Annotated in this window: 7 protein-coding genes; all 7 read right to left on the reverse strand. The window is 48.1% G+C overall.

Annotation, left to right across the window (positions count from 1 at the left end; all coding sequences use genetic code 11):
• Nucleotides 1-28: 28 nt before the first annotated feature.
• Genes BUB18_RS07065 through BUB18_RS07095 form a run of 7 tightly spaced genes read right to left on the reverse strand, consistent with a single transcriptional unit; the run spans nt 29 to nt 15,228 of the window.
• On the reverse strand, nt 29-1,786 hold the full coding sequence (locus BUB18_RS07065; protein ID WP_073079364.1) for a RagB/SusD family nutrient uptake outer membrane protein: 1,758 nt from the start codon (nt 1,784-1,786) through the stop codon (nt 29-31).
• 26 nt (nt 1,787-1,812) lie between these two features.
• Nucleotides 1,813-5,001, reverse strand: a complete 3,189-nt coding sequence (locus BUB18_RS07070) for a SusC/RagA family TonB-linked outer membrane protein (RefSeq protein WP_073079365.1) — start codon at nt 4,999-5,001, stop codon at nt 1,813-1,815.
• A gap of 2 nt (nt 5,002-5,003) precedes the next feature.
• Nucleotides 5,004-6,449 (reverse strand): fasciclin domain-containing protein, encoded by a 1,446-nt coding sequence (locus tag BUB18_RS07075; protein WP_178372099.1) that lies wholly within the window; start codon nt 6,447-6,449, stop codon nt 5,004-5,006.
• Nucleotides 6,450-6,459: 10 nt separating this feature from the next.
• Nucleotides 6,460-8,139, reverse strand: a complete 1,680-nt coding sequence (locus tag BUB18_RS07080; RefSeq protein ID WP_073079367.1) for a fasciclin domain-containing protein — start codon at nt 8,137-8,139, stop codon at nt 6,460-6,462.
• Between the two features lie 14 nt (nt 8,140-8,153).
• Complete coding sequence (locus BUB18_RS07085) at nt 8,154-9,653, reverse strand: RagB/SusD family nutrient uptake outer membrane protein (RefSeq protein WP_073079369.1); 1,500 nt, start codon at nt 9,651-9,653, stop codon at nt 8,154-8,156.
• Nucleotides 9,654-9,673: 20 nt separating this feature from the next.
• A complete protein-coding gene (locus tag BUB18_RS07090; protein ID WP_073079371.1) occupies nt 9,674-12,955 on the reverse strand; it encodes a SusC/RagA family TonB-linked outer membrane protein in 3,282 nt (1,093 codons plus the stop codon).
• Nucleotides 12,956-12,978: 23 nt separating this feature from the next.
• Entirely contained in the window at nt 12,979-15,228 is a 2,250-nt protein-coding gene (locus tag BUB18_RS07095; RefSeq protein ID WP_083549477.1) for a fasciclin domain-containing protein, read from the reverse strand.
• Nucleotides 15,229-15,230 lie beyond the last annotated feature (2 nt).

The raw sequence follows: 15,230 nt of genomic DNA on the forward strand, positions 1-15,230 counted from the left end.
CTTGTTTGCTGTGGGAATCGATAAAAAATCAGAATTTGAAAGGCAGGTACCAGCCGGACTTATCCATCAGTTTAGCCCTTGCTGCTTCTGCACCCGGAACATTATCCTTCTTCAGTTTCTGATAAACTTTGTCAGCAAGGAAAGCCGGATCATTCCTTCTCAGTGCTACGCGCAACAGGTCAGGCCAGCGGGTTCCTTCGTATGCGTCTTCCAACGCGGTTTCGTTAATCAATCCACTTTCGATGGATAGGGTGCTGTCTGCCCCCGGTGCTACGTTATAGTTCACCAGGTTGGCCCTTTTACGGATACCGATGTTACGGTACCACGGAGCGCGGTAGTAAGGAATACCCGAACTTCCACTGTTTCTTGCGTCGAAGTTGAAAGGATATGGTTCAAATAAGGTGTTGTGATAATTGGTTACATCGGAGGTAGGTGCAGGGTAAGCGCCCGCAATACCGTTGTTAAAAAGTCCCCATGCCAGCAGGTGTTTACCGGCGCGGTTGGCTGCTTCCGCAAAACGCATGTGCAGGTGCGTTTGCTTAAAGAGGAACCAGGTGCTGCTTCTCTTTAATACATCTACTGGTAGCATGCTGGACCAGTTGAGGTAGTTCCAGAGGTATTTCATCACCACCGGCTGACCATTAATTTGCTGACAGGTGAGGATACCACGTGCATCGTACGGTAAACCGGGAACGGCCGGTGCCGAGCTGTTGCCGATTTGTTGCTGGCTGTTCCAGTTGTCGAATGCTTCCTGGCTGGGTTTCACCAGGTATTTACCACCAATTGGCGAAAACAGTTTCACAAATGGATTTTCCGGTTTGAACTTGGAATCAAACGGCATTGCCCATACCCACTCTCTTTCGTAACCTTTCGTATTGGCAGCCTGCTCGTACATGATGCGCCACTGCGTATTCCACACCAGGGAGGTGGCATCGCTGATGCGGCCATAGCTGATATAGTGATCCACATCACCATTGGAGTCCCAACCCACTTTGTACATGGTATACATCGTAGCATCGTTGGAGTTATTGGCAGCAGTTTCCATCACCTGGCGATACCACGTGGCCGCCTGTACGTAGTTACCTCTCCAGAGGTTCAGATCACCCAGCAATACTTTTTTGTTGATAAACCATTTCGCGGTAGGATAGCCATCCACGGTAATGTTTGGTGAAGTACCGGAAGGATATTCATCTTTATATGTCAGCGCTTCTGTGGATTTAATCAGTGTATCCAGCAGCGCGTCGAAACTTAGTTTAGGAAAGCGCTTCACATCTTTTACTTCTTCCACTGATTCCAGTGTGGAGGTTACATAAGGAATTTCTCCGTAGTGGATGCCCAGCTGCAGGTATAGGAAACTACGCAGGCAGGTGATATCGGCATAACGCACCGCGTACTCCGACTCCTTCATTTTTTTATCCTTCAGCATGATGTCGAAGTTCTTCAGTACATCGTTGCAGTTAAGGATCACTTCATAAAACGGACGGGGACTTGCATAGGGATTATCGGCCGTAACGGTATGATTACTGAGCTGTCGCAGGTATTCATCTGCATTGTCGGTATAATCCAGCATATCCGCACGGAGTTCATTCAGCAGGATGTATCTTTCCGCGAGGCCCTGGAACTTGCCATAGATACCAATTACTGCGGCATCTGCATCATATACGTTACGGTACATCTGCGACTGGTCCAGTTCATCACCCGGCATTACATCCAGCATTTTCTTACAGGAAGAAAGCACCGTACAGAAGCAGGCCGCAGATAAGAATAATATGGTGAGCTTTTTCATGCTAATCGTTTCAAATTGTTAATAACCTAGAGGCCTATACGAATTCCGAGTGTCACATTAGGACTGATGGGATCCAGGCCTGTATCTATACCCTGCGCCAGCGGACTGTTGCTGCTGCTGAATTCCGGATCATACCCCTTGTATTTGGTGAGGGTAACGAGGTTGTTACCGATCAGGTAAATTGTAGCATTTTTAATCACTTTACGATTTACCGGCAAATAGTATTGTACGGATACAGAGCGCAGGCGGAGGTAAGAACCATCTTCGATCCATCGGTCGCTGAAGCGGCTGTTACCCAAAGGATCACCCCAGGTAGCCTTTGGCATACTGGTTTGCTGTCCTTCGTACTGCCAGCGGTTATTCACGCTTTGAAGCTGGTTACTGGCATCAGTCATCGATTCCATGCGGTAGCGGGTATAGTTGAATACGTCATTACCCTGGGAGAAAGTAATCAGTGCATTCAGCTCAAAACGTTTCCAGCTAATACGGTTGCTGATACCACCTATGTAATCCGGGTTAGGATCACCGATAACGGTGCGGTCATCTGCATTGATCACGTTATCCCCGTTGGTGTTGGCGAAGCGTACATCACCAGCGGTGAAAGCACGCAGGCTGCCATCCGGTTGCTTTGTATAGACCTGTGCTTTTGCAGCATCGGCGCTGGTAGCGTAGATGCCTTCGGTTTTATAACCATAGAACAGGTTAGCCGGCTGACCGTTGGCAGTCAGGATGGTAGCACCTGCATATTCAGTGGTGAAAGCGCCGTTAGGTACAGCAATCACCGTATTTTTGTATTTGCTTACGTTTACGCCCAGGTCCCATTTGAAGCTGGCATTATCCACAATGCGGGCGTTGAGCGACAGGTCCACACCGGTGTTTTTCATACGGCCGGCGTTGGTCAGCATTTGTTCAAAACCGGTGGCTGCCTGTACATTTTCATATACCAGCATGTTTTTGGTTTCTGATTTATAGGCATCCACACTAAGCGAGAGGCGCTCGTTGAGGATCGCCACATCGATACCTCCATTCAGTTTCACGGAAGTTTCCCATTGCAGCTCAGGGTTGGCGATGCCTTTGCGCACCAGCCCCTGTAAACCGAGGAGATTTTGTGTAATGTATGTCTGGCGGGCAGTATAGTTACCAATATCATCGTTGCCGGTAACGCTATAGCTTGCACGCAGTTTCAGCAGGTCAATTTTAGAATGTGCCATGAAGCTTTCAGACGATACCAGCCAGGCACCGCCAACAGAAGGCATTACCGGAAACTTGCTGCCGTTGATAGTAAGTCCATCCTTCGCTGCTTTACCGAAGCGGCTGGAACCATCCATAGCCACGTTCAGGGTAAGGAACAGTTTATCGCGGAAACCATAGTTGGAACTTAGGTAGGTATTAAACCAATTCCATTTTCCCATGCCACCACCAATTACACGCAGGGCTGGCAAACCGTTTTGAACGCTGGTAAGGTCGTCCGTAGCGGAGTTGAAACCGAGGGCGTAATCCTGTTCTGCATTATTGGTTTGGGTGCGGAGGCCGGCGCGCACATAGAGCTTATGGTCCATGTTAAAACGCTGCTCGTATTCCGCCCAGGTATCGTTATAAAAAGTGAACATACGCTTAACCTGTGAGCCCATGCGGTTTTCCGCAATCGCATTGGCCAGCGTATCTTTTACGATACCAATGCCCGGTACAAACATATTCTCCCTTACTTTATTGAGCACCACCCCAACAGTAGTATTCAGGTTCCAATGTTTACCCAGGTCGTATTTAAATCCAAAGGAACCGAAGAAACGGTAAAAGATATTGGCACCAATCATTTTATCAATAACTGCGGTAGGGTTACCCGTACCCAGTAAATCCACATCTGCCAGGTTAGGACTCTGTACCCCTGCATCGTTCACTTCATGATCCTGTAAGAAAGGAGATTTAGTGCGCGCCAGGAATAAAGGAGAAGTTCTGTCGGCAATACCCTGGTCTTTCAGTTGTTGTTGATTGTAGGTGAAAGACAGGTTGGCAAAACCGGTGAAACGCTGCGTAAAGTTGAACTGCGCGTTGAAGCGGGTGTTATAGCGACTCAAATCCGTACCACTGATCGTACCCTGGTTTTTCATATAGCCCATACTGAGGCCATAGGTAGCGATGTTATCGCCACCGGTTACTTTCAGGTAGTAGTTGTTGCTGAAACCATCTGTCAGCACTTTATCCTGCCAGTTGGTTTGGTTATGGTAACGTGCATAACCGGGAGCGGTGGGATCGTCGTTCATATAAGGCTGGGCAGCCAGTTCTTCCGGGCTCATACCTTTGGACTGCATCATGCTGCTCAGGTAGCTGCGGAAATCGGAAGCCCCCATTACCGGCAGGCCTTTAGGTGCGGCAATGTAACCGCCATAGGCTCCAAAATCAATATGAGTAGCCTTATCCGTAGTATGAGAGGTGGTGATGATAATAGCACCGTTAGCACCTTTGGTACCGTAAATGGAAGATGCATCTTTCAACACGGTGATATTATCAATATCCTTTGCATCAATCAGGGATAAAGGATTGGTATAATAATTTGCGATCACGCTTTCGCCGTAATCCTCTGTATCAAAAATCATGTTATCCACCACTACCAATGGTTTGTTGGTGGCATAGATAGAATTGATACCGCGGAGAAACAGGGTGGCACCTGCGCCCGGCGTACCGGAGCGGCGGGTTACATTCAGTCCGGCAATGCGGCCCTGCAGCAGTTCGTCGGGCATGGCACTGTTTTGCTGCCAGCCGTCCACATTATATTGCTGTGCGGCAGAGGTAATCTCCCGCTGTGGTATAATATTTACCGGCATCACAATATTTTCCTGGTAGCCGGTATGAGAGGCGTCCATCAGTGTAACGTCCACTTTCTTTCTGCCCTGCAGGGGAATCATGCGGGAGGCGTAACCATCGCCGTCTACCAGGATGGTGACGTTATAGGAAGGCACCTGTAATCTGTATTTACCGGAAGTATCAGTAATGGCTGCTGAAAAATCCTGCATGGATACGTGTACACCCGCTGCCGGTTTCCCGGTGGATGCATCGAGAATTCTGCCAGTAACAGTCAGGTTCTTTTTACCGGTAACCGATTGTTCCCTGCTGCCGGTAGAATCTTTGGCAGACTGGGCGGCTGCGGTAACAGTGATCAGCAGCAAAGCCGCGCCACATAATAGTTTTATGCCGTTGTATTTATATTTGTGCTGCATAATTAATTGAATGAAGGTTCAATCCTGATATAATCACATACCAGCGGATTTGTGGTTGCGGTGGTGTTGGCGGCTGCGGTAAGGTATACATTCATTGCAGAACGGTAGTTACTGATAGTAAACTCCCCGAGGTATATTTCCGAATAGTTGTTAGGCGTTACAGTAACATAGGCCATTGATGCATTGGTAGCGCTGTCCACACTCAGTCGCTGTGTAAAGTTGGTCGTCATCCAGTCGTTTACTGCCACACAATAGGCTTTGTACTTCATGGTATGCACATTGGTAATACGGAAACCCAGGCTGAAGCCACTGGTACCATGGTTATACACCAGTACATCCTTAAACGGTATACCCGTTGGCGTTACCCTGTCGCGGAAGTAAGTATTGCTCCGTTTGTTGCTGGTAGAGGAAGTATATTCCTCTCCCTGTAGTATCCATTGCTGAAATTTATTTTTTGGGGAGATATCTACCTTCCCCATTATAAATATGGTACCGTTACTGGTAGTAATGCTTCGCTTGATCTGTGCACCTTCCACGGGAATTTTCACGTTAAATTTCGACAACACGGTATCCGGAATATTATCTGAGGTGTAGTTACCTTCGGTGGCCAGGTCTTTCAGCACTTCCCAACTGGCCAGGGCAGCGGTGGTATCCATACCGCCGGTAACGAAGTACGGGTAGTAGGTTTGGGTAGCACCCTGCCAGGCGGCATCTTCCATTACAAATAAGGCATAGCGTTTTGACTCATCTCTGAGATCGTAAACACGCTGCCAGAACAGGTTGGTATTAACAGAATCTGTTCCTGCCTTGTAAATTGGATTTCCTGTTTTAGGGTCCACTCCTATCTGCACCGCGTTGGTAGGATCAAACACATTTCTGAACAGCGACAGCATGTAAGCCTTTTGTACTGCAGGAATGGTGTTATCGTTGGTCAATGTTTCCCAGATGTTATCCGACATTGGCAGCAGGCTGCTGATCACGTGGTATACCCCGTTTTTAGCGGGCTTGTTACCACTGGTGATGGTAGCATTTCCCATGAGGGCAGCGTGCAGCAGGTGGTATTTACCATTCAGCATCTGCAGGTAGCTGGAAGCGGTATCTTCTGTTTTGCTGTTCCATGCCTGCAGGGTGATGTAGTTGGATACAAACTGTTTCAGTTTAGCCGGATCATTCTGCGTGGCCGGATCCAGTTTAGATACAGCGTCGTTATCGGGAGCAAATACCGTATATACTTTGGAAGATGTTAAAACCGAGTCCAGGCCAGCCTTTCTTACCAGCTCGGCAAACTTGCTGGTGGATGGTTCTGCGGCAATGCGCTCCATCAGGTTTTCTTTCAGTACCTGGTCGTTAATGGTAATGCTGTCTTCCCATTTTTTACAGCCTTGCAGCAGCACTGCACAGCACAGCAAAGGGAGCAAGGTATATGCGATCGTCTTATAGGACATCATAATCTCTTTTTTATTGGAATATTTGGGTACCATCTGGCTTGAACCTTGGAAAAACCTGATTATCATCAACAGGAATGAAATGGATCATATCCAGGTAGTTATCATTCTGTGTACCATTGATCGGGTTGATACGGATAATCTGGCGGTCGGTGGTGGTAAACTCATAAGTACCTACGAGGCGGCCCACCATCTGTGATGCCGTGTTTTCCGTATACTGTTTGTACCCGATCGCTTCCAGCTCAGCAGCAGTACCGGTAGGGCGCTTCACTACAAAGTTGAATGTACGTGGCATCAGGGTACCGTTTACGTATACTTCGCACAGCTGTTGGGAACTGGTAGACTGGTTACGGGCGGAGTAGCAGATCCAGATCTTGTACTTCCCTTTGATAATCGGCGGTGTGCGCAGCTCCAGGTAGGTAGGCCTGTTAGGCAGCCCCAGTGGCATTTTGATGGCATCCTGATAGTTACAATACATGCCGATACTTACAGTAGGTGCGTAATAATAAGTCAGTACATTCGTACCTGCCAGCGCTCCCCAACCCCAGGTGATATCCTTGAATGGCTGATCAGCCTCACTTTGTCTGGTGAAATCTTTCGATGCCTTTCTGTAGGTGGCCGGAAGTTTCAGAATTTCTTCAAACGTGGCCACATCCCAGAATACAGCTGTAGGTTTACGGTATTTCACCTGGTAGTGCCCTTCGATGGAATGCCATACGCCGTTGGTAGCAGCGTTATCGCTGGCTACCCGGTCGATGGTCATCCCTTTTTCCAGCACGCCATTAAACACATTTTCGTTCACTACCACCTCCTGGTTGATCAGCTGTGTGCTGATGACCTCCTGCGGTTGCAGGGTCTGGTGGGAAGGCGAGTTAATAATATCTCCCAGAAATTTAATACCCCCCAGGATATGGTAAGCCATGTACATGTGCAGACTATCATTAGCACCGGCAGGGTTACCGGTATGACTATAACGTGCTTTTAAATCTGCGAAAGAGAAGATGCCACTGTCTGCCAGGGTCTTATTGCTTTCCGCAATCACCGTCATCCAGCGTTTAGCCGTATCCGGGTCCACCCTGTTAAGCAGGTCGTAATAGCCGGTTGCTTTCATGGCTTCCACAAAAATGCTGAAGTCAGATTTGGCGGCCAGCTCTTCGGCAATGCTTTGCTTAGCTGGTTCCAGCACCTGGTCAATCACGTGGATCAAACCATTTCCCACCTTCACATTCGATCTGGTTACGGCTCCCTGACGATTAATCAGGTAACTGGAACCTCTTTCACCGGAGGCTACGCCGGTAACCAAAAACTGACCATACATGGTAGGTACGGGCAGTTTGCCATCTTTAAAAGAGGCGGTGGTCAGTGTATCATTGAGGAGATGGAACTTAACCATATCCTGCAGCGTATTGATATCAGCGGCTTCTACGTTGCCGGCTTTAATTTTGGTAAGCCAGAGCTGCACAGCGCTGTTGGTAGGAACAAAGCAGGTATAGGCACCATAGGCGTTCAGGTAATCGCTGTAGCCTGCGCGCACCAGCACTTTTTCGAACAGGGAGAAGGAATCCGGATGTTGCCGCAGGTATCCGACTATATTAACATCCTCCGTAGTGCTCTGTTTGAGCGTAGTTTTGGTGCAGGCGGTCAACACACCGCAAATAAGCACCATCATGTAAAACAGTTTCTTTCTGGTCATAACGTGCGGTTGAATTATTTATAGAATGGATTCTGCACAAGCAGCTTGTTGGTCTGTAATTCATACAGGAAAATCGGCATAAATAAGCTGTTCCTGTCTCTCAGCTTGCCGAAGGCCGACTGCTGCATATCCGGTGCAATGCTTTTAGCTGCTGAGTTAAGCAGGTAGCGAATACCCGCATAATTGTTGCGTTTCGCGTTTCTAACGAGATCGTACCAACGTTTTCCTTCAAAAGCAAATTCCCTTTCACGTTCCTGCAAAATGAATTCTTCCATGCTGGATTTGCTGGTGCTGTCCATGGCATCGCCAAAATCCAGTGCAGTAGCACGCTCCCGGATAGTTTTTACCAGGCGGGAAGCCTCCAGCGGCTGATCCAGCTGGTTGATTGCTTCTGCTTTCATCAGCAGGATATCCGCATAGCGGTAAAAAATCCAGTGTGCATATGACTGATCAGCGGTGCGCAGGGCTGTGCCGGCATCGTTGGCACCAATGTATTTCCAGATGGTGGCATCTTCTGCACGTAGTGCCATACCGTCGCCACGTGAATCTTTTAGCGGAATGGTATTTACGGCATCTACCCCATATACTTCTTCCATCAGGTGTGACGCGGCACCCCAGCGACGGGAGTTGGCAGCAAACATATTGAAGAACGGATTCAGTTTCTGTGCATCAAATTGTAGTTCAAAAATGCTTTCCACGGCATTACCTTGCCAGAACAAAGCATTAAAGAGGGAGTTTTCCTGACCTATGAGGCCATATCTGCCGGAGTTGATTACCTTATCGCATTGGGCAGCACATTCTGTATACTTCTCCATCCATAGGTAGGTATCTGCCAGAATCGTAGAAGCGGTGTATCTGGTAGCACGACCTCTGTCAACAGCACTGTTACCATAACTCTCCGGCAGGAAGTTTTCAGCCGCTCTGAGGTCGGCTACAATCTGGTTGAGAATGGCTTCGGAAGGACTCTTCGCCATTGACGACAGGTCATTGTCGCTCACAGTAGGTTCCAGTTTCAGCGGCACCTGATCAAAGGTACGCACCAGGTAGAAGTACATCAGCGCACGAATGGTAAGTGCTTCTCCCAGGGCGCGGTTGAGCATATCCTGGGTAAAGGTGTTATCCTGGTTCAGCACATTCGGCGCCAGTTTGATCACCGTATTACAGTAGTTGATCGTTTCGTAGAATGTCCTCCAGTTAGCAAAAGAATTGGTAGGCAGGATATTCATGTTAATGATATCAGTTTCGTCCGGTTTCACACTAAAGCCCGGCGTCACCATATCTGCCCTTGCTTCTCCCCACACAAACAGGTACTCGGGCATTGCCAGCGTTTTGCCGGAAACACTGCCCAGCATACTTGCATAAATACCGGTAACAGCGGCGGACACCTGTTCTTTTGTTTTCCAGAAGTCTTCCCGTACCAGGCCATCATTAGGTTTCAGTTCCAGCCATTTATTGCAGGACGCAGCTCCCGCAAGGGTAAGGAACATGGAAATATATATCAGCAGTTGCTTCATATCAGATATCTTTTTTAGGATCAAAAGTTGGCCATCAAACCAATCACATAGTTTCTGGATGGTGGAGTCATAGAATTATCCATCGCTACACGGAAAGGATCTGTTCCCCTGTCGGTAACTTCCGGATCCTGCCCGGTATATTTCGTCAGCGTAAAGAGGTTTTCCGCAGTGAAATACACGTTGAGTGACTTCATTTTCAGTTTGCTCAGCTGTTTGCTGTCGAAAGTATAACGAACGGTGAACTGTCTGAAACGCAGGTAGGATGCATCTTCCACATACCTATCGCTACCCAGCCAGTTGTAAGCACCACCAATCACCGCGCGTGGCATGTCGGTCACATCTCCTTCTTTTCTCCAGCGGCGTAATACTGCGGTACTCTGGTTGTCGAAGCCATACATGTTGGTGGTGGTCATCTTCGTCGCATTCACCACATCGTAGTTCATACGGAAATTGAAGAAGGTGGTGATGTTAATTTTGTTTTTCCAGTTGATGGTAGGTCCGAAACCACCGTTCAGCTTAGGATTGCTGTTACCGAGGTATACCACATCCATATAGTTGATGTTGCCATCATGGTTGATATCTTCGTAGATGGCATCTCCGGGCTGGAAAGTATAATCCACATTGGGATAGTTAAATTTCATTCTGATGATCTCCCCGTTAGGACCAATAATGGGTTTTCCGGATTCCCCTTTTGCTACGGTGGCATCTGCATCTTTATAAACTCCTTTATAACGGTAGCCGTAGAAAGAACCAAAAGGATTATCGATCTGCAGCAGGCTCATATAAGTTCCCAGAGCGGTTACATCACCTTTGGTACTTGGGTAGAATTCAGAGATACTGCGGATCACGTTCTCGTTTCTAGCCAGGTTCAGGTCAAATCTCACCGTCCAGTCTTTAGACTTATACGGGGTGGTGAAGATGGCAATTTCCCAACCCTGGTTATCCATGGTGCCCACGTTCATGTTCACCGCTGTGAAGCCGTTTTGGGAGGCTACCTGTAGGTTAGGCATGTACATGTCGTTGGTGCGTTTGCGGTATAATTCCGCATCCACACGGAAGCGGCCCTGCAGGAAGGAAGCATTTAAACCCAGGTTGGCGATGCTGACAGACTGCCAGCGCAGGTTCTGCAACTCCATGGTAGAAGGATAAACAGCACTTTCTCCCATATAGCTCCAGGGCATGGTAGAATAGCGGTTGTAGAAGGTGTAGTCTTTATCGGGCGACTGACCAGAAAGACCATAAGATGCTCTGAAGCTCAGGTCATCGAGTTTTTTATTGTAGCGTTGCATAAACTGCTCACCGGATAAGCGCCAGCGGGCGCCTACAGATGGGAAGTAACCGTAGCGGTAGTTGGGACCAAAGCGGGAACTACCGTCCATGCGCACACTACCCATGATCATGTAGCGGTCATCATAACCGTATTGAGTGGTAAATGCAGTACCAATGCTGCGGGTTTGTGACAACCCATTGGTTGCCTTCAGTTCTTCATTTTGCGTACGGCCGCCGGCAGAAGGGTCTACCAGCAAGGAGGACGCTGTATTGGAAATCATCACTTCCTGATTTACACTCTTACCATCGTCGGTAATGATGTTGAGGAAGCTGGATAATTCGTGTTTAGGATTTTTGAAGTGCGGCGTGTACTCTACGGTCAGTTTGGAGGTAACACCAAACAGGTCGATATCCCCATCGTATGCGCGGTTTACTACTGTTTCCGTATAGGGGCGGCCGGTCGCTATCTGCGGCAGGAAGCTGGTATTTTTTGTATTGTAGATATCAAATTGCACGTCTGCAATCGCGCGCAACACATCCTTATAGATATTGTATTGCAGCTGGAAGCGTGGTACTATACGTTCACCGAGTACACCATATTTTGCTTCCTTCGCCATGGCTACAGGGTTGTAAATGCGGGAGTACTGTCCCTGCACGTTGGATGCCGGCGAAAAATAGTTAGGGGTAATATTCCCCTGTTCATCGTACTCAAACACGCTCATGTTAGGCATCTTCAGGTACGCCACCCCACGGATGGCACCGTCTTTATCACTCATGTAGTTACGGCTCTGGTCCGTATGCGTGTAGGCAATACTGGTAAATATTTTTATTTTTTCAGAGATGTAATAGTCCAGGTTGATACGTGTGTTCAGTCTTTGAAGGCTGGTACCCACGGTGGTACCGGTTTGGCTGAAATAACCCAGTGATGCGTAATAGCGGGCTTTTTCACCCCCACCATTCATACTCACCGTATGATCCTGGATCCATCCGGTTCTGGAGATGGCATCAATCCAGTTGGTGTTGTTGCTATAGTTATGGTACCAGTACGGATCGTTGGGATCGTAGTTAAACTCACGAACGGAGCTGGTATTGAGCGCGCTTCCCATCCTGTTGATATACGCTTCGGGGATCAGGGTGGAGTACTGATCACCATTGAGCATCGGGATAGGGTCCGGCAGTTTTGACATGGTTCCTTTGAAAGAATAGGTAATGGCCGGTTTACCGATACCACCCCGTTTGGTGGTGATCACCAGTACACCATTTGCAGCGCGTGCCCCCCAGATGGCGGTTGCAGCAGCATCTTTCAATACAGAGATTTCACTGATATCTGCCGGCGCAATGTTGAGAAGCTGCGCATAGCCCTGTTCATCGGCAGTTCCGAAGTTGAAGTCGCTCGGAATATCCGTCTGGTAAGGCATACCGTCCACAATGATGAGGGGGTTGTTGTTACCGGAAAGCGACGACACACCACGGATACGGATGCTCATAGCCGCGCCGGGATCGCCGCTGCTGGCAGTGATATCCACCCCACTGAGGTGACCCTGAAGGGCCTGGTCAATACTGGAAGCAGGCATTTCTTCCAACTCCTTGGCATTAATTTTACTTACTGCCATGGTAGATTTCCTTTCCGGGATGCTGATCATACCGTTGGAGGAAGTAGCTCTGGCGGACACCTTGAATTCTTTCAGGTCGTTGGAGCTGGCGCCTAATTGTACGTTAATGGTAGTGCGACCGTTGATAGCATCCTTGAAGGTGGCGTAACCGATGAAGGAAACGTTGATTCTGCTTCGGAGGCTGGTCACTTTCAGTACATACTGCCCGTTAAGGTCGGTGGTAGTACCTTTCAACACGCGGCCATCCGCATCCACTTCCATAACCGTAACACCAATCAGTGCTTCTTTCGTGTTCTTATCTGTTACCTTTCCTTTAATAAGTATGGAGGTAGCCGCAGTAGCCGGGGCCTGTGCCACAGCGGTTCCTGTGAGGAACAGCACTGCACACAATAAGGGGAGAATTGTAAATAGTTTTCGCATACTAAACTGGTATTGGGAACAGATTACTCTGTATATTTCAGATAGTTGTTAATAAGGTGAATCACACAGCGGTTGCCGAGGAAGTTGCTTTGATCCATTCTGATGTTTGAAATGCGGTTAGCCGCATCGGTAACCGACATGGAAGTACCGGTGGTGTTGGTGATGAACAGAGTTTCTGCATCGCCTTCCTGGTTCTTAAACAGGGTGGGGAATGCACCGCTTTCCACACCGTCGCTGGCTACTACTTTTTTATCCAGAATGTGATACTGGATAAATGATTCCACCGCGAATTGCTCTGCCGGCGTAAGCCCGGTATATTTTGGAGTTTTGTTTGGCGCTGTGCCGGTACCCGGCAGTACGCCAGCGTTTACTGCCGCCAGTATAGCTGCGTTATCCGGGATAAATACAGTATAGAATGCACCTCCTGAAACGCCGGTAATATCACCGGTAGTAGCGTTAAACATCGTCGCATTTTTCAGGTACTGGTAGAAGTAATTAAACTGGGAGGTGGTGGCAGCACCCAGTGATTCGATATGCTTTCCAACGGTAGTTTCAGAGAAACTTAAAGCTTTATCGAGGTATTGGGCAGTACCATTTTTCGCCGTTTTGGCATTCGTTACTTTAGCTGCGGTATTGGTCGCAATTTCTCCGCTGGCATATACCTTATTCGCATTGTACTTGATGAATTCACCACCGTAGGTTTGTACCACACCGCTGCCACTGAGGTCGTTCAGGTCGCGCTCAGGGATGATGCAAAGACTGAGAATACGCAGTAAACGGTTCAGTGCATCCGGACCTGTCAGCTGCGTACCACCTGCAGGAGGGGTATATCTCCACTGGTACAGCGGGTTGGTATTCACCATCGGATCAGCAAAGTAACCTGCTGCATTGAGCACATCGTTGCTCAGCATCAGGATGGAGTAACGCTGACGGATATTCGAAATCTGGAATTTCAGTTCCTGGTTGAGCAGGCTGGTCATCATGCTGTAAGCAGGGTCCAGGTATGCTTTTCCATATACGCTGCTGAACACGTTGGCATCCTGTACTTTGTTGGTACCATAGAAGATGGCGTTACTCAGTATCTTACGGTCGGTGATATTGCTATTGGGATCGAAGCGGGCTTCTTCTCCCACTACGTTATAGGTAGTAGCAAATTTACTTGGCCATACGGCCGTTTGCCAGAGATGCGCATTGATGAAATCATAGATGATGTTCACCGGCATGTCTGAGAGTTTATTATAGTGTTCCAGCAACACATTTTTAATAAACGGCTCCAGGGCTTCGTTGGTAGGTACAAAAATGCTGTAGGCATTTTGCTGACCATCGTTGTCCTGCAGTTTCATGAAGTTTTCGTTATTGGGTGCAAATGCCAGTGCCGCATTGAATACTTTGGTATATACATTATACTCAGAGCCGGTGATAGCCTGGTATTTGGCCGTCATATTGGCATTCAGGGCATACTTGATCAGGAACTGATCGAAGATTTTCTTAAACTCACTGTATTGCGGATTTTGCGCCAGGTATTCATCGATGCCAGGCAAGGTGGTGATCACCTTATTTACTACGTGGATAATTCCATTTTCCGCAGCAATATCTTTTTCGGTAACCACAGCATCCAACACGTTAAACCCGGTATAGGTGGTGTTGGGGTAGAAGTAGTTGTAATCGGCTGCAGACAGACCTTTTGCCAACATGAAGTTATCCGTGAAGTAAGTGATGTACTTGTTGTTATTATCAGCATCCGCATAAATGGCAGCGCCGTTACGGTTGCTGTTAATGACTTTAATTTTGTTACCCAGGCTGTCCGTACCATCATATACACCGGTATAGGAGGCGGTGCGGCGGCGGAAGCCCAGCCCTGGAATCCAGCCGGTAGTACTTTGATAATCCGACATGCGCTCCAGGCGGAAAGCGTTGTACACTAAGCAGTACGTAACAATTTTCTGGCAGGCGGCACTGTCCAGTTGTGCAATGCCGCTGATGTTGTTGGCCTTGAAATACACGTCGAACGCGGAGTCCGAAGGAGCGAAAAATGTCCAGTAACCTGCAGCGGATAAAGTAGCTTTATACCCTGCCTTATCAATGGCTGCCAGCATGTTTTTGAAATTACCCTTCTTTTCAAGTACCTGGTAAATCGGGGGCTCCAGATTGTCGGGGCGACCGTAAAATTCATCCCATGCTTTCTTTTTGCATGACGGTAGCAGGATAAAAACGGATAAGTATAGAAATAGTGTGGAAGAAATTACTTTCATCCTGGATAGCTTGTAATCCATTA

It is taken from the genome of Chitinophaga jiangningensis (genome assembly GCF_900142605.1).
Taxonomy (GTDB): domain Bacteria; phylum Bacteroidota; class Bacteroidia; order Chitinophagales; family Chitinophagaceae; genus Chitinophaga; species Chitinophaga jiangningensis.

Excerpts from the sequence above, each read along its gene's own strand:
- BUB18_RS07065 (WP_073079364.1), bottom strand. The coding sequence starts at position 1,786 with ATGAAAAAGCTCACCATATTATTCTTATCTGCGGCCTGCTTCTGTACG.
- BUB18_RS07070 (WP_073079365.1), bottom strand. The coding sequence starts at position 5,001 with ATGCAGCACAAATATAAATACAACGGCATAAAACTATTATGTGGCGCG.
- BUB18_RS07075 (WP_178372099.1), bottom strand. The coding sequence starts at position 6,449 with ATGATGTCCTATAAGACGATCGCATATACCTTGCTCCCTTTGCTGTGC.
- BUB18_RS07080 (WP_073079367.1), bottom strand. The coding sequence starts at position 8,139 with ATGACCAGAAAGAAACTGTTTTACATGATGGTGCTTATTTGCGGTGTG.
- BUB18_RS07085 (WP_073079369.1), bottom strand. The coding sequence starts at position 9,653 with ATGAAGCAACTGCTGATATATATTTCCATGTTCCTTACCCTTGCGGGA.
- BUB18_RS07090 (WP_073079371.1), bottom strand. The coding sequence starts at position 12,955 with ATGCGAAAACTATTTACAATTCTCCCCTTATTGTGTGCAGTGCTGTTC.
- BUB18_RS07095 (WP_083549477.1), bottom strand. The coding sequence starts at position 15,228 with ATGGATTACAAGCTATCCAGGATGAAAGTAATTTCTTCCACACTATTT.